General features: G+C 59.3%; 17 protein-coding genes and 1 pseudogene. 9 read left to right on the plus strand and 9 right to left on the minus strand.

The window, feature by feature from the left end; all coding sequences use genetic code 11:
- Positions 1 to 130: 130 nt before the first annotated feature.
- The 4 genes from LQE90_RS10070 to LQE90_RS10085 form a co-directional block, all read right to left on the minus strand.
- Positions 131 to 1,120, minus strand: coding sequence for a hypothetical protein (locus tag LQE90_RS10070; RefSeq protein ID WP_216529631.1), 990 nt, complete (start codon positions 1,118 to 1,120; stop codon positions 131 to 133).
- The gene (locus LQE90_RS10075; RefSeq protein WP_216529632.1) at positions 1,110 to 1,334 is read right to left on the minus strand and encodes a hypothetical protein; all 225 of its coding nucleotides are present in this window, start codon (positions 1,332 to 1,334) and stop codon (positions 1,110 to 1,112) included. Before LQE90_RS10075 ends, LQE90_RS10070 begins: the two co-directional genes overlap by 11 nt.
- Positions 1,321 to 2,085 (minus strand): ParA family protein, encoded by a 765-nt coding sequence (locus LQE90_RS10080; RefSeq protein ID WP_033499416.1) that lies wholly within the window; start codon positions 2,083 to 2,085, stop codon positions 1,321 to 1,323. Before LQE90_RS10080 ends, LQE90_RS10075 begins: the two co-directional genes overlap by 14 nt.
- 205 nt (positions 2,086 to 2,290) lie before the next feature.
- Positions 2,291 to 2,662, minus strand: coding sequence for a YraN family protein (locus LQE90_RS10085; RefSeq protein ID WP_096227021.1), 372 nt, complete (start codon positions 2,660 to 2,662; stop codon positions 2,291 to 2,293).
- A gap of 547 nt (positions 2,663 to 3,209) precedes the next feature.
- Here LQE90_RS10085 and LQE90_RS10090 point away from each other — a divergent pair.
- The 3 genes from LQE90_RS10090 to LQE90_RS12570 all read left to right on the plus strand — a co-directional run bounded on the left by LQE90_RS10090 (position 3,210) and on the right by LQE90_RS12570 (position 6,630).
- Positions 3,210 to 3,485: a hypothetical protein gene (locus LQE90_RS10090; RefSeq protein ID WP_052118776.1), complete on the plus strand. Its 276-nt coding sequence runs from the start codon at positions 3,210 to 3,212 to the stop codon at positions 3,483 to 3,485.
- A 168-nt stretch (positions 3,486 to 3,653) separates the two neighbouring features.
- Complete coding sequence (locus LQE90_RS10095; protein ID WP_227561562.1) at positions 3,654 to 3,866, plus strand: YlcI/YnfO family protein; 213 nt, start codon at positions 3,654 to 3,656, stop codon at positions 3,864 to 3,866.
- Positions 3,867 to 3,870: 4 nt separating this feature from the next.
- Positions 3,871 to 6,630, plus strand: coding sequence for a helicase-related protein (locus tag LQE90_RS12570; protein WP_216529633.1), 2,760 nt, complete (start codon positions 3,871 to 3,873; stop codon positions 6,628 to 6,630).
- 28 nt (positions 6,631 to 6,658) lie between these two features.
- Here the strand turns inward: LQE90_RS12570 and tet(W) are convergent, their stop codons facing one another.
- Positions 6,659 to 8,578, minus strand: a complete 1,920-nt coding sequence (gene tet(W) / locus LQE90_RS10110; RefSeq protein ID WP_216529634.1) for a tetracycline resistance ribosomal protection protein Tet(W) — start codon at positions 8,576 to 8,578, stop codon at positions 6,659 to 6,661.
- Between the two features lie 600 nt (positions 8,579 to 9,178).
- Here tet(W) and LQE90_RS10115 point away from each other — a divergent pair.
- Genes LQE90_RS10115 through LQE90_RS10130 form a run of 4 tightly spaced genes read left to right on the plus strand, consistent with a single transcriptional unit; the run spans position 9,179 to position 15,852 of the window.
- Positions 9,179 to 9,904, plus strand: coding sequence for a hypothetical protein (locus tag LQE90_RS10115; protein WP_200799569.1), 726 nt, complete (start codon positions 9,179 to 9,181; stop codon positions 9,902 to 9,904).
- Between the two features lies 1 nt (position 9,905).
- Positions 9,906 to 12,968, plus strand: a complete 3,063-nt coding sequence (locus LQE90_RS10120) for a type III restriction-modification system endonuclease (RefSeq protein WP_216529635.1) — start codon at positions 9,906 to 9,908, stop codon at positions 12,966 to 12,968.
- Between the two features lies 1 nt (position 12,969).
- The gene (locus LQE90_RS10125; RefSeq protein ID WP_087190429.1) at positions 12,970 to 14,097 is read left to right on the plus strand and encodes a DUF4238 domain-containing protein; all 1,128 of its coding nucleotides are present in this window, start codon (positions 12,970 to 12,972) and stop codon (positions 14,095 to 14,097) included.
- Between the two features lie 51 nt (positions 14,098 to 14,148).
- On the plus strand, positions 14,149 to 15,852 hold the full coding sequence (locus LQE90_RS10130; RefSeq protein WP_216529636.1) for a DUF262 domain-containing protein: 1,704 nt from the start codon (positions 14,149 to 14,151) through the stop codon (positions 15,850 to 15,852).
- 3 nt (positions 15,853 to 15,855) lie between these two features.
- Here the strand turns inward: LQE90_RS10130 and LQE90_RS10135 are convergent, their stop codons facing one another.
- From LQE90_RS10135 to LQE90_RS10145, 3 genes are read right to left on the minus strand one after another with little or no spacing between them, the layout of a single operon-like run.
- Positions 15,856 to 16,281 (minus strand): plasmid mobilization protein, encoded by a 426-nt coding sequence (locus tag LQE90_RS10135; RefSeq protein ID WP_032746262.1) that lies wholly within the window; start codon positions 16,279 to 16,281, stop codon positions 15,856 to 15,858.
- Between the two features lie 5 nt (positions 16,282 to 16,286).
- Positions 16,287 to 17,357: a site-specific integrase gene (locus LQE90_RS10140; protein ID WP_022349660.1), complete on the minus strand. Its 1,071-nt coding sequence runs from the start codon at positions 17,355 to 17,357 to the stop codon at positions 16,287 to 16,289.
- Between the two features lies 1 nt (position 17,358).
- A complete protein-coding gene (locus LQE90_RS10145) occupies positions 17,359 to 17,562 on the minus strand; it encodes a hypothetical protein (RefSeq protein ID WP_006681531.1) in 204 nt (67 codons plus the stop codon).
- A 140-nt stretch (positions 17,563 to 17,702) separates the two neighbouring features.
- Here LQE90_RS10145 and LQE90_RS10150 point away from each other — a divergent pair, with 140 nt between their 5' ends.
- Positions 17,703 to 18,116: a helix-turn-helix domain-containing protein gene (locus LQE90_RS10150; RefSeq protein WP_022349661.1), complete on the plus strand. Its 414-nt coding sequence runs from the start codon at positions 17,703 to 17,705 to the stop codon at positions 18,114 to 18,116.
- Positions 18,117 to 18,998: 882 nt separating this feature from the next.
- Here LQE90_RS10150 and LQE90_RS10155 read toward each other — a convergent pair.
- The gene (locus tag LQE90_RS10155) at positions 18,999 to 20,219 is read right to left on the minus strand and encodes an HNH endonuclease family protein (RefSeq protein WP_216529637.1); all 1,221 of its coding nucleotides are present in this window, start codon (positions 20,217 to 20,219) and stop codon (positions 18,999 to 19,001) included.
- 291 nt (positions 20,220 to 20,510) lie between these two features.
- Between LQE90_RS10155 and LQE90_RS10160 the strand changes: the two are divergent.
- Positions 20,511 to 20,732, plus strand: a pseudogene (locus LQE90_RS10160) (hypothetical protein); the annotation flags it as partial.

Below are 20,732 nucleotides of genomic sequence, written 5' to 3' on the forward strand. Positions count from 1 at the left end.
TTCGTGCAACGATCGGCAGTACGGCTTGGACGGGCCTACGCCGCACTGGCTTGACCTGGGCGTGGAGCTCACGCGACTCGTCATAAGGGTGCAGTTGTATTCCTCGAAAGCCGTCGCACGCCGTCCCCTTCTAGTTGTTGCGCTCGCAAGACATAGTTATCGCATGATTGGATTTTTTAGCTTCCTGTCTCCATTCTGAGAAATGCTTCCGGCATTCTTGAGCGCTCTTTTTGCTGTACCTAAGATCTTTAAAGCCGTCGTGATAAAAAGATATGACTTTTTCGAGCACTCGATCAGGCATATCTTTAAACCTTCCAGATTCTTTTAATGATAGCAGCATGGAATCGATCGCTGTTTCAGATGCGACTTTTTCAATGGGATCGGCTCCGAAGGTCCAACCGTATGCTCCAGTTGATGAAGTCCATTTTCCAGAGGCAGCATCTATGAGGTGGCATATGTTGACCGGGTCTTTTTTGATCAGGCTATTCCAGTATTCGACAAAATCCGGTTCGTCAAAACAGGACCATAGATACATGAGCATGTAGAGTTTTTCGTTGAAGCAAAAACTGTCGGATTCTCTTAACTTCTTAAGCCTGTCAATAAATGCGCCTTCAACTCTTACGAGTCCATCCAGGCTCAAATGTTGTTTTGCTTCATCGGAAGACTCTGCAGCTAATCTTCCATGAGCGAGTTCTTCGCCATTGATGAATGCTGAAAAAGCTGCTAGTGCGTCTAGGTTCATGTTCGATATAGCATCCAGAACTTTTGCCTCGGTGCTTTGTTTGCCGATTTTCTCAAACAGTTTTTCGAAAATGTATTCAATCTTTCCGTTGGGTGTTACGAAGCCAAGCAATCCCTCCGTTTCCTCTGTATTCTGCCCTAAAAGATAAAAGAGAAGAGGAATTAGTTGGTCTAATATTGTGCTGCTCAGCAAATCAACTCGGCAATCTATTTCTTCAAGAAAAACGAGAAGAGTGTTTTGGCCGATGCTGGCGTCTGCAAGTTCTTTTAACTGGTTGGTGTTTCCCTCGTAAAGAGCGTTCGCGATATTTCGATTGGACAGCCATGTTTCTTCCGATCGCCCGCTAAAATAACCCTCAAAAAGCTCTTTATGACACACCCTGCGTTCGCGCCAGTGGTCGGCCGTCCTCGCGTATGGACTCGGCGAGCTCGGCTATCCCCGTTGGGTCCATGGAGTAGGCGGCGTTCGCCGGGTGGTCGGCGATGTCGGCCACCGCTATCTCGGACACCGGGTAGCGCCCGCGGGTGCGCGACGCGCCGTCGAGAAGCCCCGTGATGGTGAAGCCCGCGGCCACCTGGCTAGGCGAGCTCACGGGACACCTCGTCGGCGAGAGCTTCGTAGTCGCGTGCGGGGCGGCTCCCCGGCTCGAAGGCCGCCACCGGCTTCCATTGCCAGCTGCCCTCGCAGACCTTGCTGCTCGCGTGGATGACCGTCTCGAACTGCTCGCCCGGGAAGAACCCGTCGAGCACGGCCGCGCCCGTGGCCTCGGCGTTGGTCATGCGGCCGGGCACGCAGGTGCGCAGTATCTTCCATCTGGGCGTGGGCATGCGCAGAGCGTCCGCGATGGAGCGCGTCGCCTCCACGGTGAGCGCCGTGCCGCGCATCACGGTGGAGTCGAGCTTCACGGGGATGACGACCATGCCGCCCTCCGTTGCGGCGAGGTAGGCGTTGAAGGCGAGCCTGCGCATCACGGGGCTGCAGTCGATGAGGCAGACGTCGTAGGAGCCCGAGGCGTCGTCGAGGGCGAACTTGAGGCGCTGCTCGCGCAGGAGCATCTCGTTCTGGTCGACGAGGTCGATGGTCGAGGCCACCACGTCGAGGCCCTCCCCGGCGGCGTAAGCGACCTCTTCCACGGGCGCGCCGCCGTAGAGCAGCTCGACCGAGGTGCGGCGCTCGGAGGCGGCGCGGTCGTAGAGGCCGAAGAAGTCGGTGGCAGACGCCTGCGGGTCGAGGTCGACGAGCAGGGTCCGAAGGCCCCTGGCGGCGAAGATGGCCGCCAGGTTGACGGCGGTCGTCGTCTTGCCGACGCCGCCCTTGTAGTTGGAAATGGCTATCGTGCGCATGGGTCGCGTCCTCTCTAGCGTGGGGCGCGCCTCGCCGCATCCGGTCCGGCGCGCCCCGAGTCTCGGAGCGTCGGGACAAAACCGTACGGATTTGTCCGACAAGCGGAGTGTACCACGAAAACGTACGTATATGTACGTTTTCGTGGTACAGGGGCCGGTTTCGGGGGAAAGCCCGGCCCCGGGAGCCCGGGGCCGGGCGCGCCGCCTAGGAGAGCGGCTCCATCTCGCCGAAGCAGTTGATGTGGTGGCGAAGGAGTGCGCGGTTCTCCTTGACGACCATCATCGCCACCTCGTCGAAGCGGACCGGGGTGTCGGCGTAGTCGTCGCCGTTGCCGGCGAGCCACCTCGCCGCCAGCGCCTCGCGCAGCCCGCGCGCCCTGTGGGCCTCGGGGAAGCCGTCCGTCCCGATCCGGACCGTGGCGTCGACGAAGACCAGGGTCCCGTCCTCGTCCACCGCCACGAGGTCGATCCCGCCGATGCCCTCGGGTCCCTGCCAGGCCTCGTCGACGATCTCGTAGCCCTTGCGCTCGAGGAAGGCCTTGACCGCGCCCATCGCCTTTTCCTTCATGTCGTTCATGTCTTGCTCCTTAGACTCTGAGGCCCGCCCCTGTGGCGTGCCTTGCGCCGCGTGAGTCGCATGCAGCGCGGGCGTGCCTGCAAGGGAGGAAGCGAAGTCAGGCATGGAAATAGAAGTCTCCCGACGGCAGTTTTTCGCGTTGTTCGCGCGCGGAGCGCATGGGGCGAAGAACCCGAAAAAGTGTCGCGGCCCTTGCTGGCCGCCTGCCGGCGTGCGACCCTGCGCGTCCAAGGAGCGCCGGGGCGGGTATTCGGATCAAAGGGGCGCAGGCGTGCGGCATGGAATCCGGCGTGGGCGCCGAGACCCTCCGGGCATGGGATGCGGCCCATCGGCGGTTGCTGGGCTCCCGCGGGGATTGACGACGACGTCGTGGCGGGGACGGAGGCGGGTTCCCGAGTCGCGGCGCCGCGGCATGAGTCGGGACGGACGGCTTTCCCGTGCCGCTTGCGGCCGATATGCGCACGGGACCGCGGGCGGCGAGATGGTTCTCCGCATGGAACGGCTACGGTGCTGCGCGACACGTCCGTTGAGAGAAGGAGGCGAGCTGATGTTGAGCCACGAAGAGAAGTTGGAGCGCATCGAGCTCATCGATGCCGTGTGCGATGCCGGGAGGCTGGCGAGGGGCCTGGACCAGCTGCTCGAGTCCCTGGCGCATGCCGACCAGCTGGACCCGCTCGACGTCGAGGGGATTCTGGCCCTGAAGTCGATAAGTGAGAGGTGCGCCGAGCGCATCGGCGACGCCGCGCGAATCTTGGAGGCTCAGAACGAGGTTCTCTACGCCGAGGAATGGGCAAACGCCAAACCTCGCGAAAACGAGAGATGAGGACCCGAACGAAAGCGGCCATCCAAGCCCGATCAGGGCGTCCATCGCCGTCCGCGCTCATATAAAGCCTGGACATCGGCTGTCCTCGCATTCCCAGTGCCGCCGCGTGCCGTCGCGTTATAATGCTGCAAACGCATTTGTATTGCATTTCGAGCGATGGGAGCGCAGATGCCCGACAGCTACAAGGAGCTCATCAAGAGCAATCCCGACGAGACCGAGATCAGAAGCTTCCTGGTGGACGGCGACCAGGTCTCCGTGACCCTGCGCATCCCCGACACCCTGCGCGACGCGGCGAAGGAGGAGGCGGCCCTGCGGGGCATGAGCTTCTCCGCCTTCGTGCGCACCTGCATGATCGAAGAGCTCGCGAAAAAGGGGGCATAGAGGCGTGAAGTCGCTAAGCAACGTCGGCGCGGAGCGCCTGGGAGACGCCCTCGGCGAATCCATCGACGACGGCGCGAAGTTGTCGATAATCAGCTCGTATTTCACCGTGTTCGCCTACGGGGAGCTCAAAGAGGAGCTCTCCAAGGTCGACGAGGTGCGCTTCCTGTTCAGCGAGCCCACCTTCATCAAGCGCATGGCCGACTCGAAGGAGCCGCGCGAGTTCGAGGTAGCCCGCCGCGCGCGCGAGGTCGGCGTCGGCGGCTCGGGGCTCGAGCTCACGCTGCGCAACAACCTAAACCAACGCGCGCTCGCCCGCGAATGCGCCGAGTGGATCCGCGAGAAGGGCGTCTTCAAGTCCGCCAAGACGTCCGGCGCCATTCAGCCGGGCGGCACCTACGTGGTGGAGAACCCATCCGGCGACGACCACGCCTTCATGGGCGCCGCCGCGAACTTCACGCAGGAGGGCCTCGGCTACGAGCGCCGTCCGGGAACCGTGACCTGCGTGAGCCATTTCGAGAACGCGACCGAGGCCGTCGGCCTCAAGATGATGTTCGAGTCGGTCTGGGACAACCCTGCCATGGTCGAGGAGGTCACCGCGCAGGTGGCCGCCCAGGTCGAGACGCTCTACCGCGAGAACCCGCCCGAGTTCATCTATTTCCTGACCCTGTACCACCTGTTCCGCGACTTCATGGAGGACGACGAGGACAACGGCATCCGCCCCGGCCTCAAGTTCGAGGAGTCCGTGGTCTGGAGCAAGCTCTACGACTTCCAGAAGGACGCCGTCGTGGGCGCCATCCGCAAGCTGGAGAAGTACAAGGGCTGCATCATCGCCGACTCGGTGGGCCTGGGCAAGACCTACGAGGCGCTCGCCGTCATGAAGTACTACCAGGAGCGCAACGACCGCATCCTCGTGCTGTGCCCGAAGCGCCTGCGGGACAACTGGACCCTGTGGACGCAGGACAACGACGACCGCAACCCGCTGGCCGACGACCGCTTCAGCTACACGGTGCTCAACCACACCGACCTGTCGCGCTACCACGGCATGAGCGGCGAGGTGGACCTCGAGCACCTGCGCTGGGGCCACTTCGACCTCCTCGTCATCGACGAGAGCCACAACTTCAGGAACAAGAGCACCGACGCGGACAAGACCGACCGCTACACGCGCCTCATCGAGGACGTCATCAAGTCGGGCCAGCGCACGAAGGTGCTCATGCTCTCTGCCACCCCGGTGAACAACCGCCTGCTCGACCTGCGAAACCAGATCGAGCTCATCACCGAGGGAGACGACGCGTACCTCGCCGATACCGATGGCATCCCGTCGATCACCCACGTGACGCGCGTCGCCCAGCAGAGGTTCAACGAGTGGAGCAAGCTCTCCGACTCCGAGCGCACGACCGAGAGCTTCGTGAACGCGGTGAACGCCGACTACTTCAAGCTGCTCGACGTGCTGACCATCGCGCGCAGCCGCAAGCACATCACGAAGTACTACGGCGCCGCGAGCGGTACCTTCCCGGCGCGCCGGCCGCCCCTGTCGTTTCAGACGCCCATTGACCTAGAAGGCGAGCTGCCGCCGATTGCCGTGCTCAACGACATGATCGCCCAGCTCACGTTCGCCCAGTACCAGGTGCTCTCCTACGTGCGCGCCGACCAGCGCCGCAAGTACGAGGACCGCTACGGGGACACGTGGGGCAAGGACTTCGAGAGCCAGGTCCACCGCACGACGGCGGTGGCCAACCTCATGCGCGTCAACGTCCTCAAGCGCATGGAGTCCTCCGTGAACAGCTTCCGCATCACGCTGCGACGAATCCTCGACGGCTGCGTCGACCTGCGCGCGAGGCTCGACGCCGACGCGTCGGGGGTCGCCTACGGCACCGAGGGCCTCGAGGACGGGTTCGACGACGACGATGCCGAGGAGTTCGAGGCCGGCGGCAAGGTGCGAGTCGACCTGCGAGACGTCGACGCCCTGCGCCTGGGCCAGGACCTCGACTTCGACATCCAGGTGCTCCGGGCCCTGCTAACCTATGCCGACGCGGTGACGCCCGAGCGCGACGCCAAGCTCGTGAAGCTGCGCGACTTCATCGCGGGCAAGGTCAGCGAGCCGTACAACCCCGGCAACCGCAAGGTGCTGGTGTTCAGCGCGTTCGCCGACACGACGGCGTACCTTTTCGAGCAGCTGGCGCCCTGGCTGAAGCGCGAGCTCGGAATCGAGTGCGCCGAGGTGGCGGGCAGCTCCAACCGGACCTACTCGCTGAAGCTTCCCAGGACCACCTTCGAGAACATCCTCGCGAGGTTCTCTCCCGTCTCAAAGGAGCTGCCGGAGAGCCAGCGGGAGCTCGGCGAGATCGACGTCGTCTTCGCGACGGACTGCATCTCCGAGGGCCAGAACCTGCAGGACTGCGACTGCCTGGTGAACTACGACATCCACTGGAACCCCGTGCGTATCATCCAGCGCTTCGGCCGCATCGACCGCCTGGGATCGAAGAACTCCCAGATCCAGCTGGTCAACTTCTGGCCGGACATCGCGCTCGACGAGTACATCCAGCTCGAGGGCCGCGTGAAGGGGCGCATGGCGCTGCTCGACGCGTCGGCAACCGGCGAGGAGAACGTGCTGGAGGCCAATGCATTATCCCAAAATTGTGCGTTCTCCTCCCAGATTTTTTTACTTTCCTCTGTTCCCATGTTCTCTCCCACTCCCCAAATTTGCTTTTTTGCTTCCATTAAATCTTCCTTACTATATTCCATTGTTACCCTCCATAACTTCTGATTGTTGCCGTCTTGACGATTATGTATCTTTACATTACCTTCTGAAACATATGGCGCACCTTGTCCAGGCGGCTGTTTGGACGGCGGGGCTGGATGACCGGCTGACCGACAGCGGCCTGATATCCTTTCAGCTCTGTAAGGCATACGCTCCGCCCGTTGGTGTAAAAGGCCAGATCAGTACGGTATGCCTGTATACAGCGGGCGGGAATCTCGCCAGTAAAGACAACTTCATCCTTTTTTACCTGGGCCGTTTCGATGGTGGCACAGTATTTCGGTGCATCATGATAAGCCCTGGAAAGGTATTCCTGGGGCGCATAGAGGATGAAGGAGAGATAAGGTTCCAGCAGCTGCGTCCCCGATTCCTTCAATGCCTGTTCCAATACAATCGGGGCCAATGAGCGGAAGTCCGCCGGCGTGCTGACCGGACTGTAATAAAGCCCGTATTCAAAGCAAATCTTACAGTCCGTTACGTTCCAGCCGAACAAGCCCTGCTCCAGCCCGTAACGGATACCATCCCTGACAGCGTTTTGAAAACTCTGGTTCAAGTATCCCAGCGAAACCCGGCTCTCGTATTGTACACCGGAGCCAAGCGAGAGTGGTGTAACAGACAGTCCTATGGATGCCCAAAACGGGTTGGGCGGCACCTCGATATGGATGGTGTGGCTGGCTGCTTTGAGCGGCCGCTCCATATAAATGACGGAGGGTTCCTTTACCACTGTTTCAAGCTTGTATTTTTCCGACAGCAAAGCGGAAACAACCTCCAACTGCACCCGGCCCAAAAAAGAAAGAATGATCTCATGGGTGATGGAATCCAATTCGCAACGCAAAAGCGGGTCAGTATCCGCAAGTTGCGTAAGAGCGTCCAGCAGCCGTTCTCTTTGCGCTGCCGTTTTCGGCGCAATCGTCGTCCGCAGCATGGGGAGGGGGTCCTCGCGCCACCTTTTACGAGGGAGCCGGGTTTGGTCCCCTAATACATCGTTTAACCTCACGCTGTCGCTGGGAAGGATAACAATTTCACCCTGATAAGCGGTGTCTGTCCGAACAATTTCCCCTTTGGATGGAATACGCATCTCTGTGATTTTCAGCTTTTCTCTCCCGGCCAGGGCCACCGTATCCCGCAGGCGCAGCGTTCCGCTGTATAACCGTAGATAGACACGCCGCTGGCCGCAATCGGTGTACTCAACCTTGAAAACGCTGCCGCATAGGGCGGCGCCCCCCTGTTCCCCAATCGGTTGGAACAGCCCTGTCACCGCATCCATCAACGGTTGAATGCCAAGGCCATTTTTGGCGCTGCCATGATAGACTGGGAACAGGGAGGCGTCTTGAACCCGCTGCTGTTCCTCCCGCGCAAGTTTTTCCCGGCTGATTGGTTCTCCTGCGATATACTTTTCCAATAATTCATCGTTATTTTCGATGACCGCATCCCATGCTTCTATGTCGGTATTTTCCTCCAGGACTATTTCCGGGGACAGCGACACCGTCTGCTTGATGATAATATCGGCGGAGAGCTTATCCCGAACAGACTGAACCACGCTCTGCAAATCAACGCCAGCCTGGTCGATCTTGTTGATAAAGATAACGGTGGGAATGTTCATTTTCCGCAGGGCATGGAACAGAATACGGGTCTGGGCCTGCACGCCATCTTTAGCGGAGATCACCAAGATGGCCCCATCTAAAACAGCCAAAGAGCGGTACACCTCCGCCAAAAAATCCATGTGGCCGGGCGTATCCACAATGTTAACTTTACATCTGTGCCACTGGAAGGAAGTGACTGCCGCTTGAATGGTAATCCCACGCTGCCGCTCCAAAAACATGGTGTCCGTCCTCGTTGTCCCTTTTTCGACGCTCCCCGGTTCTGAAATGGCTCCGCTGGCATATAGCAGGCTCTCCGTCAAGGTCGTCTTTCCAGCGTCTACATGGGCAAGAATTCCAATATTGATTATTTTCATGTGATTGTCCTCCCTTTACAGCCCCAAAGGGCATAAAAATCCCCAGCAGTAAAATACTTTTACCACTGGGGATTATAAGTTGCGGACATACACATATACAGCATACACCTGTTTGTGATTGCTGTTTTTGGGGATATGTCAAAATTGATAAGGCAAAAGTATTCTTAAATTGGGTACAAAAAACTAAGCCCCTACAAAAGGAGCTATCATAATCCTTTGTTCCCACTATTTGATTATAGTTTTATTTAAGAATACCTTGCCGCATATTTTTTACTCCTTTTCTGGATTAAATCATTGTATCACATCAGTTTTAGGAAAGCAAGTACCTAAAAGAAATTTTTCTTCCCCTTATATGTAACAATCATACCGGCTTCCTAGCGTTCAGAATGTTTTCTGCTGTCTGCTGTGGTGTTTGGTTGGAATTGTCCAACCAAAAGCCGATCCGTGGTGTTGTCTGCATTTTACTAAATACAAATTCAATGTATACAGAAAGATATAAGGAGTGGGAGGGATTCCGCCGTAGTTGGCATTGTAGGAAAATCCAAAAGTTTAGATTTTCCCACAATGCTTATCTTTTGGTCTTTGGTTCGGAATAGTGTAGTGCTGGCGGTCTATCTCTTGTTTTCGGTTGCTTGCTTCCTTACCGTACATGAGCATTTAAGCACGGGTGATATTGTGCTTGATTTTTTCTCAGGCTCAGCATCGACCGCCCATGCCATGTTCCTGCAGGAGCTCGGAAAAGATGATCGCTATCAGTTTATCCTTGTCCAGCTTCCAGAGCCTTGTGACCCGAAACGCGACGCCTACAAGGACGGGTATGAGACTCTCTGCGACATAGGCGAAGGACGCATTCGCCGCGCAGGCGACAAAATCAAAACCGAGCTCGAGGAATCCAACCGTCAACTCAAGCTTGGCGAGGGACCCAAGCAGCTTCCCGACATCGGCTTCCGTGTGTTCGAGCTCGATGAGTCCGGCATTGAGAAGCCCGAGCCCGGTCAGCTCCTCTTCGACGTGGTCAAGCCCGATCGCTCCGATATGGATATCGTCTTCGAGATGATGCTCAAATGGGGCCTCGAGCTCACGCTGCCCGTCGAGAAGTCTGAAGCCGCGGGCTATCCCATCTGGTCCGTCGCTTGCGACGAGCTCGTCTGCTGCATGTCCCGAGGCCTCACCATTGAGGCGCTCGAGGCCATCGCCGACATGGAGCCCAGGCGCGTTCTCATCCTCGATTCCGTCCTCGACGACACCCTCAAGCTCAACGCCGTGCAGATCTTCAAGCACGCCGGCGAGCGCATGGGCTGTGAGATCGAATTGAGGACGGTCTAGCATGGCGGCGCTCGAGTTCAAGTTCTCATCCGACCAGCAGCACCAGCTGGAGGCCATCGAAGCAACCTGCGACCTGTTCCGCGGACAACAATTTATTGGCAGCGTATTCTCCGCCGATTCCGGCCGCAAAGGCCAGACGGCAATCGGCGAGCTCATGGTCGGCCACGGCAACGAGCTTCGCGTGGCGCCGGGCCAGCTCCTCGACAACCTGCACGCCGTGCAGGAGGAGGGCTGCCTCCCGGCAACCGACGTCCTCACCGATGGGCGCCTGCGAGACTTCACCGTCGAGATGGAGACCGGCACCGGCAAGACCTACGTCTACATCCGCTCCATCTACGAGCTAAACCGCCGCTACGGCATCACCAAGTTCGTTATCGTCGTGCCGAGCGTGGCCATCCGCGAGGGCGTCCTCAAGAGCCTCCAGACCACCCGCAGGCACTTCGAGACGCTCTACGACCGCACGCCGCTCGACTACTTCGTGTACGACTCGAAGGACATGGGGCCGGTGGGTAACTTCGCCACGTCGAGCTCCATCCAGGTCATGGTCATCAACATCGACGCGTTCAACAAGGGCCTCGAGAAGGATGGCACCGCGAAGGAGGGCAACCTCTTCCACCGTCCCAGCGAGAAGCTCACCGGCGGCTTCAGCCCTCGCGAGCTCGTGAGCGCCTGCAAGCCCGTCGTCATCATCGACGAGCCCCAGAGCGTCGACAACACCAAGCAGGCCAAGGCCGCCATCAAGAGCCTGAACCCGCTGTTCGTGCTGCGCTACTCGGCCACGCACAAGCAGGCCTACAACATGATCTACCGCCTCACGCCGGTCGACGCCTTCGAGCGCCACCTGGTGAAGGGCATCTGCGTGGACTCGATCAAGGCCGAGGCGAACCTCAACGGCGCGTACGTGAGGCTCGAGTCCGTCAAGTCCGACCCGTTCTCCGCCAAGGTGTCCATCGACGTGCGCCAGGCCGACGGCACGCAGAAGCGCAAGGCCGTCACGGTGAAGACCGGCAACGACCTCTACCAGAAGAGCGGCGAGAACAGCGACTACGAGAGCGGCTGGGTGGTCAACAACATCGGCGCCGCAGTGGGCGACGAGTTCATAGAGTTCCAGAACGGCGAGGTGCTCGAGCTCGGCGAGGCGCTGGGCGACGTCAACGAGGAGGTCGTCAAGCGCGCGCAGATCCGCCGCACCATCGAGGACCACCTGGCCCGCCAGTTCGAGCTGTGGCCGCGCGGCGTGAAGGTGCTCTCGCTCTTCTTCATCGACCGCGTCGACCGATACCGCGTCTACGAGCCCGAAGTCCACGGCGGCCTGTACGCCCTGATGTTTGAGGAGGAGTACGCAGGTGCCCTGAACTCGAAGGCGCCTCGTCGCATCGCAAAGGCGGCGGGGATCGGCAAGGGCACGTGGCTCGAGTGCTACGAAGCCGTCGGCGCCCCGCTGGTGCGCGACCCCCACGCCGTGCACCAGGGATACTTCGCCAAGGACAAGAAGGGCAAGTTCAAGGACTCCAAGGGAGCCGCCGGCACCGCCGACGACGCCGGGGCCTTCGAGCTCATCATGCAGAAGAAGGAGACGCTCATCTCCTTCCCGGACGGCAAGGACGCGGACAAGGACGTCTCTTTCGTCTTCAGCCACTCCGCGCTCAAGGAGGGCTGGGACAACCCCAACGTGTTCCAGATCTGCACGCTCGTCGAGACAAAGGACAACCTGACCAAGCGCCAGAAGATCGGCCGCGGTCTGCGCCTGTGCGTGAACCAGGATGGCGAGCGCCTGTACGACCCAGAGGCGAACGTGCTCACCGTCATCGCGAACGAGAGCTACGACGACTTCGCCAACGGCCTGCAGAAGGAGCTTGAGGCTGAGGACTTCAAGTTCGGCGTCATCACTCCGGAGAGCTTCACGAAGGTCACGGTCAAGGGCGATGATGGCGTCGAGGAGCGCCTGGGCTACGAGAAGTCCAAGCAGGTCTACGACCACCTCGTCGCGACCGGCATGGTCGACGGCAAGGGCGCGGTGACGCCCGAGCTGAAGGCGGCCGCCGAGGAGGGCAAGGTCGAGCTCCCCGCCGAGCTCGAGCCTGCCAAGGAGCAGGTCGAGGCGATCATCATCCACAAGTCCCAGAGGGTCCAGATCCGTGACAAGGCCAAGGAGGTCTCGGTCGAGCTGCAGAAGGACGTCACGCTCGACCCTGCGTTCCAGGCCCTGTGGGACCGCATCCGCCAGCGCACGCGCTTCCAGGTCGAGGTCGACTCCGGCAAGCTCATCGAGCATGCCATCGAAGCTGTCGACGGCATGCTCGCCGTGCGCCCGCCCCAGGTGACGAGCGAGCGTGCCTCGCTGGGCATCGACGACGCGGGCGTGAGCGCCGAGGGCACGGGCACCTCCGTGGTGTCCGTTTCGGGAAAGGTGAAATACGACCTTCCCGACCCGATCGCAGAGCTGCAGGACGCCGTCGGGCTCACCCGCGGCACCATCAAGGCGATCCTCGAGGGCTGCAGCCGCCTCGACGAGTTCGAGATCGACCCCGCGACCTTCCTCGCGCAGGTCGGCGACAAGATCAACCGCGTGAAGAACGACCTCATCGCCCAGGGCATCAAGTACGTGCGCCTTCCCGAGGACGAGTGGTACACCATGCGCGACCTCGAGCTTGACGACTACACGGCCTACCTTGGGCAGAACGCGTGGAAGCCGGACATGACGAGCAAGAGCCTGTACAACTACGTGGTCTACGACTCGGCGGGGGTCGAGCGCTCCTTTGCCGAGGCTCTAGACAAGCAGGAGGAGGTTCTCGTGTTCGCGAAATTGCCCTCGGCGTTCAAGATCGACACGCCGCTCGGCAGTTACAACCCCGACTGGGCGTACGTCGAGGAGGCCGACGGCGAGCGCCGCGTGTACTTCGTGACCGAGACCAAGGGCGGCAAGAACGGCGAGCCCGCCCTGCGCGACGCGGAGAAGATCAAGATCGTCTGCGCCAAGAAGCACTTCGAGGCGCTGGACCTCGGAAACGACTTCCATTACAACGTGCGCACGACCTACCAATACGAGGCGGTGAAGGCTTAGGATGTCGAAGCTGCCCGGAAAGATGACGCGAAAGCAGCACTGGGTGCCGCGGTTCTACCTGCGCCATTTCGCGGATTCCTCCGGGCAGCTTCATGCCTACAGCAGACAGAAGGGCTCCTTCTTCCGCACGAATTGCGAGAACCTTTGCAGCATGCGCGATCTTTATGAGGTCGAGCATGCCGATGCGACAGGCGATGCGACAGACAGATTCTATGCGCAGAACCTCATCGAGGTTAAGCTATCTGAGCTCGAGAGCCGCATCGCGCCGCTTTACGATCGCTTTTTGGAACGCCAGAAAGAAGACCAGTGCGAAGACGAAGGGTATTCTGATGGGAAAGCCGCCGTTTGCGAGCTGGCAGCAAATATCATCGTCCGGCACCCTATCAGTATGCGCGTCGACAAGAAATGGTCACGCGAGACTGCCGAAGAGCTGCTCAGAAACGTTCATCTGACACCCTATGAGCTCGGCTTGCTCGATTGGTCGGATTGGCGCGGGGATTCCCAAGCGGTGGTCGAGCTTGCCGCCGCCGCAACCATGCTCTTCTCCAACGATGATATTGTGCCAGTTAACCGTATTCGAAAGGCTTTTTTTGAGAAGAGCTTCTCCATCCTTAGGGCACCCGTCGGCTCAGGGTTCGTTACGACGTCGATGCCTATGTTCATCATCGGGCCCGAGGACGACTCGTACGATTTTCATCTCGCGTATATGCCGTTGAGCAGTGAGTATGCTGCGGTCTTTTCAGATGACCCTCTATTTCCGCCGTTTGCGAGACTCGGTTTTTCGGGCGTCGAGTTCATGAACCGACTTCTTCTGCTTAACTGCGAGCATTGGGATGTCGCCATATCGAGGGGAAGCGGCCCGCTCGAGCACGCGGTACGCGATTGGAGTCAAGCGAACAGTGCCGAATTCATGCACGAGATGTTCACGCGCGACGGCAGGGAGCTATCCCTCGACACAGTGATCTACGACCGCTCGAAGAAGAAGGGGCAGACGATGATCGATACCATCGACCGTGGCTGCCTCGAGGGCGGCTGCCTTGATGACGAGGACCTGCGCATCATCTTCGAGCACCTTCTGGGGAGAAGACGGCAAGGACCGGGAACATTAAAGGGTCAAGCAGCGTATTGATAAAATTGACCCCGCCAGCAATAACCGCAAAGGATAGATAGGGCTTTAAGGATGGATGCAGGAAAAGCAACGATAAGCGGCGTGTTCAACGGATCGCGCCTGCTCGAAATACCTTTCTACCAAAGGGCGTACGTCTGGGGAGAAGAGCAATGGGAGCGTTTCCTCGGCGACATGGAGTTCGTCACGGCCTCGAAGCGGCCCTATTTCCTGGGCTCCATCATCCTGAAGCAGGCCTCCTCCGGCAACACCTGGTCCGAGGTCTCCGAGGTTCGCACCGTCATCGACGGCCAGCAGCGACTCACGACCATGGTCATCTTCTTCAAGGCACTCTGTGCAAAAAACGGCACCAACAATTTGTTTGAGCGAGATTTCGTCCTGGAGACCGGCGATGTCGCCTTGCGGCACGGCAAGTACGACCGGCAGGATTTCGAAAAGGTCGTCAGCGCCACGGGCTGCGAACCCCTCGAGGGCTCCTCGGCCATCGTCCTTGCCTACAACTACTTCCTCAAGAATATCGACCCGGAGAAGGTCGACAGGAACACGATCAAGTCGAACGTCCAGTTCGTCTGCATCGACCTTACCGAGGGCGAGGACGAGCAGCAGATATTCGACACCATCAACTCGCTCGGGGTGCGCCTGACGACGGCGGAGCTCCTTAAGAACTACTTCTTCAACCGCGAGAACGAGCAGGCGTTCAAGGAGTGCTGGGAAGACGTCTTCGAGCCCACGGCTGAGAAGAGGGAGTATTGGGAGCAGGAGATCGTTACCGGGCGCATCAAGCGCACGCTCGTCGACCTCTTCTTCGACGCGTTCCTCCAGATTCTGGTCCAGGACAAGAGGCGTGGCGTCACGACCGAGGACAAGCTCTTCTATTCGCGTACTTCGAACCTCTTCCAGTCCTACAAGGATTTCATCGGCAGGTACTGCAACGGCGACAAGGTCGAGATTCTCGACAACATGAAGGCGTATGCCGAGGCGTTCGAGTCCACGTTCGACCCTGGCTACTGCGACGCGGACATCCCCTCCGCTTCCGGCGTCGAGCGCCTGAACGTGCTGATATTCGGCCTCAAGAACTCGACGCTCATCCCGTACGTGCTCTACGTTCGAAAGAACGCGGAGTCTTCGGGCGAGGAATCTAAGATCTACGCCCTGCTTGAGAGCTACATCGTCCGCCGAACGCTGGTTCAGGCGACCACGAAGAACTACAACAGGCTGTTCACCTCGCTGATCCTGAACGAGGTGAAGGACGCGGAGGCGCTGAGGAAGGCTCTCGAAGCCAATGACGAGGCGACGACGTACATGCCCGGCGACGCCGAGGTTCGAGCGGCATTCGAGGAATCGTGTCTGTACAACCTCCAGTCCAAGGGCGTCCTCTATCTGCTGGAAAGCGCCATTCGCCCAGGCATGAGCAGCACGGCCCTGCTCGGGTTCAACCAGTACACCCTCGAGCACATGATGCCCAAGAAGTGGCGCAACAAATGGGGAGCCCTCGACGATGAGGCTGCCACGCGAAGGGACCGGAAGCTCCTCACGCTCGGCAACCTCGCCATCATCACGCATTCGCTCAACGCCTCCATCCGCGATGCCGATTGGCCCACCAAGAAGCAGGGAAAGGGATACAAGGACGGCCTTGTCCTCTGCGCCGCCGGCCTTGCGACCATGGCCGGCGCCCTAGAGAAGGAGTCTTGGAACGAGGGCGATATCGCCGATCGCGCCGAATGGCTTGCGGACAAGGCGTTGGAGGTCTGGCGCTAGGCCCTACCTGCGTCCCATCTCGAAGATGCTTGCGGTGTCGGAACCCGCATCGATGACGGATGGAACCGGCTCTTCCAAAAACGTAGTTCGTGGCGATGTCTCTTCCGTCGGCGCGTCAACAGGCTCGCCGAGCGCTAGGAAGAACCTCATCACGTGCTCAATTCTCTGTTGCAGGGACTCGCTCAGCTCGCCGTAGGAGGCCGCCAGCCGCACCTCCTTGGCCAATTCCGCCATCGAGTCCCTCAGTGCCTTCTGCACGCTCACGGAGGGCCTCACCTCGACCTGGGTATCGGTGAGCTTGGCGATGATGTAGTCCTGCCTGTTCATGCCGCTCCAGGCTGCCATCTCGCATATGAGCTTGCGCTCCTCGGGCGTGCAGCGGAACGCCATCGTCTTGCTGCGCTTGCGGGCGCTGTTCTCGCACGGCATCCTTCTTACCCCCTCGCCCCGTCGAGCGCGGCGGCCATCTCGTCCTGCTTCGTGGGGAACAGGTGCGCGTAGCGGTAGGTGATGTCCACCGCCTCGTGGCCCATGCGCTCGGCGATGGCCAGCGCGGAGAAGCCCATCTCTATCAGCAGGCTCACATGGCTGTGGCGTATGTCGTGTATGCGGATACGCTTCACGCCCGACGCCTTGCACCCGCGCTCCATCTCGTGGGCTAGGAAGTGCTTGGTCACGGCGAACAGGCGCTCGTCGGGGGCGACGTCGTCGCGCATCTCGATGAAGTCCGCCATCTCGTCGCGCAGGAAGGCGGGCATGACGATCGTGCGCACGGACTTGGGCGTCTTGGGGTCGGTCACGGTGTCAACGCCGTTGAGGCTCTGGTACGACTTGTTGATGCGCAGCCGCGAGCTCTCCAGCATGAAGTCGGACGGCGTGAGCGCCAGGAGCTCGCCGCAGCGTATGCCCGTCCAGTAAAGCAGCTCGAAGGCGTGGAATGAGAGAGGCTTGTCCATGACGGCCTCGCTGAACCTCAGGTACTCGTCCTTGGTCCAGAACTGCATCTCGCCGCCCTTCTTCGAGCCTATCTTGTCGACCCTGCGCACCGGGTTGTCGCTGAGGCCGTAGTAGCGCTCGGCGTGGTTGAAGATGGCGTTGAGCTGGTTGTTCACTGTGCGCAGGTACGTCGGTGCCCAGGGCTTCCCGTCGGCGTCCCGGTGCTCGGTGAGCTCGTTTTGCCACCTGATGACGTCGATCGGCCTCACGTCGCACATGCGCATGTCCCCGAAGAACGGCACGAGCTTGTCGTTGATGATGTACTCCTTGGTGATCCACGTGTGCTCGCGTATGCGCGGCTTCACCTCGGAGGCGTACACCTCGACGAACTCGGAGAACGTCATGTCCATGGCCCCGCCGTTAAGGCTCTTGAACTGGCTCTCCCACACTGCGGCCTCCACCTCGGAGGAGAAGCCGCGCTTCGTCTTGTGGCGCTTCGAGCCGCGGGCGTCGCGGTAGTAGCACTGCACGTAGAACGTGCCGTTGCCGTCGTCCTTGTACACGGGCATGTCAGTCCACCTCCGGGAAGTACAGGGCGTCGAAGACGTCGCTTCGAACGCGCCCGCGGATGACCACGCGCCCGCGCGCCTCCTGCTCGGCGTTTATCTTCCTGATCACCTCGTAGGCGCTGCCTTTCTTGATCCTCAGCAGCTCCGCGACCTCGTCGGCGTCCAGCATGTGCGGCCTCGGCGTCTTCGCCACCTTCTCGTCCATGGCTCCTCCAATCAATGGCGTACGGATACGTACGGTTCACAGATTCAGAGTAAACGTACATATCTGTACTGTCAATAGAATTGCGTACATTTGCGTACGCTGATAAGATGTGCTGGTACGTAATTCCAGGAGGAGGGCTCATGTCCGTAGGCGAGAACATAAGGCGGTACCGCAAGTCGCGCGGCATGACGCAGGCGCAGCTCGCCGAGGCGGTCGGCCTGACCGAGGGGGCCGTGCGCCACTACGAGAGCGGCATCCGCGCCGTGAAGCCCGAGCTGCTCGAGTCCATCTCCGCGGCGCTCGGCGTGTCCGTCAACGCCCTCAAGGATTACGGCGTCGAGACTGCGGGCGACCTCATGTCGCTGCTCGTGCGGCTCGAGGACTCCTTCGGCATCGTGCCCGCAGCCGACGGCACGGGCCTCTCCCTGAACCCCAAGGCGCCGCACGCGCCCAAAGCCGCGATGGCGATCGAACTGTGGGCAGAGAAGCGCGCGCAGCTCGAAAACGGCAAGATCGACGCCGACGAATACGAGGACTGGAAAGCCTCGCTGTAGCGGCTCTCCGCATTTCGCGATCAACGCAACCGAATCAGGACGGTGGACCAGGCGGCGAGCGCCGCTCGGGCCTGCGTAAGCTGAGTTTTTACTCCCCATTGCATGCCAAGGCATTTCCGGCGCACCTGGGGAGTAAATGACGCGGTGGCTTACACGGCGGCACGCGGCAGTACGCCGCGGCATTTCCCCTGGTTACTCCCGTTTTCATTGAGGCGGCGAGATTCTTTACTCCCCATTAACCACCTGGGAAAACGCTGTGAGAAGACCGCCGAAAAGCCTATTGAGTTCGATTTGAGTTTCACAGGCCCCGAAACGGCCCCGTTTGGCTCTCGGAGACAAAAATCGCGCGTCTACTCACTTGGGATGAATCCTTACTCCCGTTCCTCCGAATGCCGCACCGTGCCTTGCCGTCTTGAAACACGGGGGAGTAAATTGCGAAATCGCAGGTGAAAGGGAGTAAAACGACAAAGAAAAAGCCTCCGTCCCAACGCGGGAACGGAGGCTCGGTTATCGTATTTACTCACCAACATCGCTGGCGGCTTTGCCATGACTCTCGTACGAAACGAAACTCAGCGGCACAGTGCGGCACTCAAAAATGCAGGTCAGAACCCTATCAGCCTACTCCCACTCAATAGTTAAAAACTCTCTCCAGTTTGTCCCAGTTTGTCGCAGTTTGTTCTAGTGAATCCTATTTACACCCAGTCTCAAAAATTGCCGAAAATCCATGGGGTCAAATTTGGGTCACGGTTTTTCGGGTCATTTGGGCTGTTCTCTGGGGTCACGGGGGTCACGGCGATTCGTGTAACAATTTGGCTCTGTTTGGCATTATATAACCAAGGGAGGGCGGGGTAGAGCGAACTCCACCAAACCCTCCCCTGGTAGCTAATCGGGATCCTCGGTCTTCGACTTGTACAGTTCAATCAAAAGTTCCGAGCAATCAATGCCCGCTGCCTCAAAAATGATTTTGAGAGTTTCAATTTTTACCGAAGTGGAGCTGCCTGGGTTGAAGTAGATCCCCTCTCCGACTTTGAAGCAGTAGTCACTTTCTTTCCAAGAGAAATACCTTCCTGGGAATTCGGAACCCTCAGGAACGAACTTATGGAAGACAACTGGATCGAGTTCGTAAACCATGGAGAGAACACCGCAGATCATGTCAACCCACGTCTTCGCGGTGAAGCGAGATCCCATGAAGCTGTATGCGGCAATCTGTCTGCCGGTGAAGGAGAAATCGTCATCGAGGGCATGCTCCTCGTAGGCGTCGTTGCTCCACTCGAAGTCGGACTCGATGGATGGCCAAAGCTCCAGGAACTTCTTCTTCATGAGTTCGTTGCGAGCCTTCAGCTGCTCTTCGCCCCAGGCTTCCTGTTGGCAAACAAAGCCGTTGATCCTGAAGCCAGACTGCTTGAATCCGTTCTCCATGTCTCGCTTCTCGACAAAGCGCCTATTGCTGTATTTGGAGTTATAGGCGGTAAGCGTCAGATTCGCCATGCTGTTCAGCCACCTTGCGTGAATTGCGGCGAAATCGTCGCCCAAATCCTGCTGCCAACTCGTCGAAAGAGTCTGAGGCATGATGTGCTCAACGCTGAAGGATTCTTCGCGAAGATTGTCAATGACGTTGACCCTCTCTAAGCTATCGCCGTTTTCGAGCCGATCGAAGAGGTAGTACTTGTAGCTTGCAATTCTGTAGAAGTCTCTTTCCTCAAACGCTTGAATAAACTCGGCGTCATCAGGAAAATGTCCGCTTCCTTCCTTAGAGAGGAGGACTTTATTCAAGACCTCAGGATAAGCACCGCCGTCCTTAACGCCTCTCAGGACCTCACTATGAAGGGTCTCGAAGACCTTGTTGAGCGCGTTGGTTGGAACCTTGCAAACCCAGCGCCTGAAGAGGTAAGTCTCCACTGACTTGAGCGTTTCGATTACCTCTTGGTCGCTAATCTCGCCACAGCGCCTGTACTCGAGTAGGTTCAAGGTGAACGGATTCATGACGCTCATATCCAAGAGGATGAGTCGTCTCAAAACAGCGTCCAGCTTATGGTTGCCGGAATTTGCGGAGGCAATCGTTTTGAAGTGCTTCGAGTATTTCAAAAGCTCTTCAAGCAACACCCTCGTGTCGAACGCCTCTGCCTTTACGTAGTCCTTGAATACCGAGTAGACCTTCTTGATTGCAGGGGTTTTCCTGCGGACGGCTGCAAGCCAATCACGGGCAAAGGAGCTTACGTCATAACCAGTGTTTTTTGGCTCTTCGGTGGTTTCTGTGGGAGAGATTCCGGCATAGGCCCAGCTCAGCGGGCGAAAACAACGATCTGGAACTGAAACGGCCCCGGGAGGGGCCGTTTCCGCGTCATCCGCCTATGATTGCTAAGCCAAATTCAGACAACCGAAGAGGTGTGACGCATGAAGAGTCTACTACTTCTCGCCCTCGGTCTGGCCCGCACGGTCGTCCTGGGCGCGCGCATCGAGGCCGAGCGCATCGTCGTGAGCGTCCGGCCCCACAAGCGCGAGCAGCGCCGCTGCCCCGTATGCGGCAGGGCCTGCGACTTCTACGACATGGCGAACCGCGGGGCCCCCAGGCTGTGGAGGGCGATGGACCTGGCGCGCTCGGCCTGCTACCTGGAG

It is taken from the genome of Paraeggerthella hominis (assembly GCF_021044775.1).
In the GTDB taxonomy this organism is placed as follows: Bacteria; Actinomycetota; Coriobacteriia; order Coriobacteriales; family Eggerthellaceae; genus Paraeggerthella; species Paraeggerthella hominis.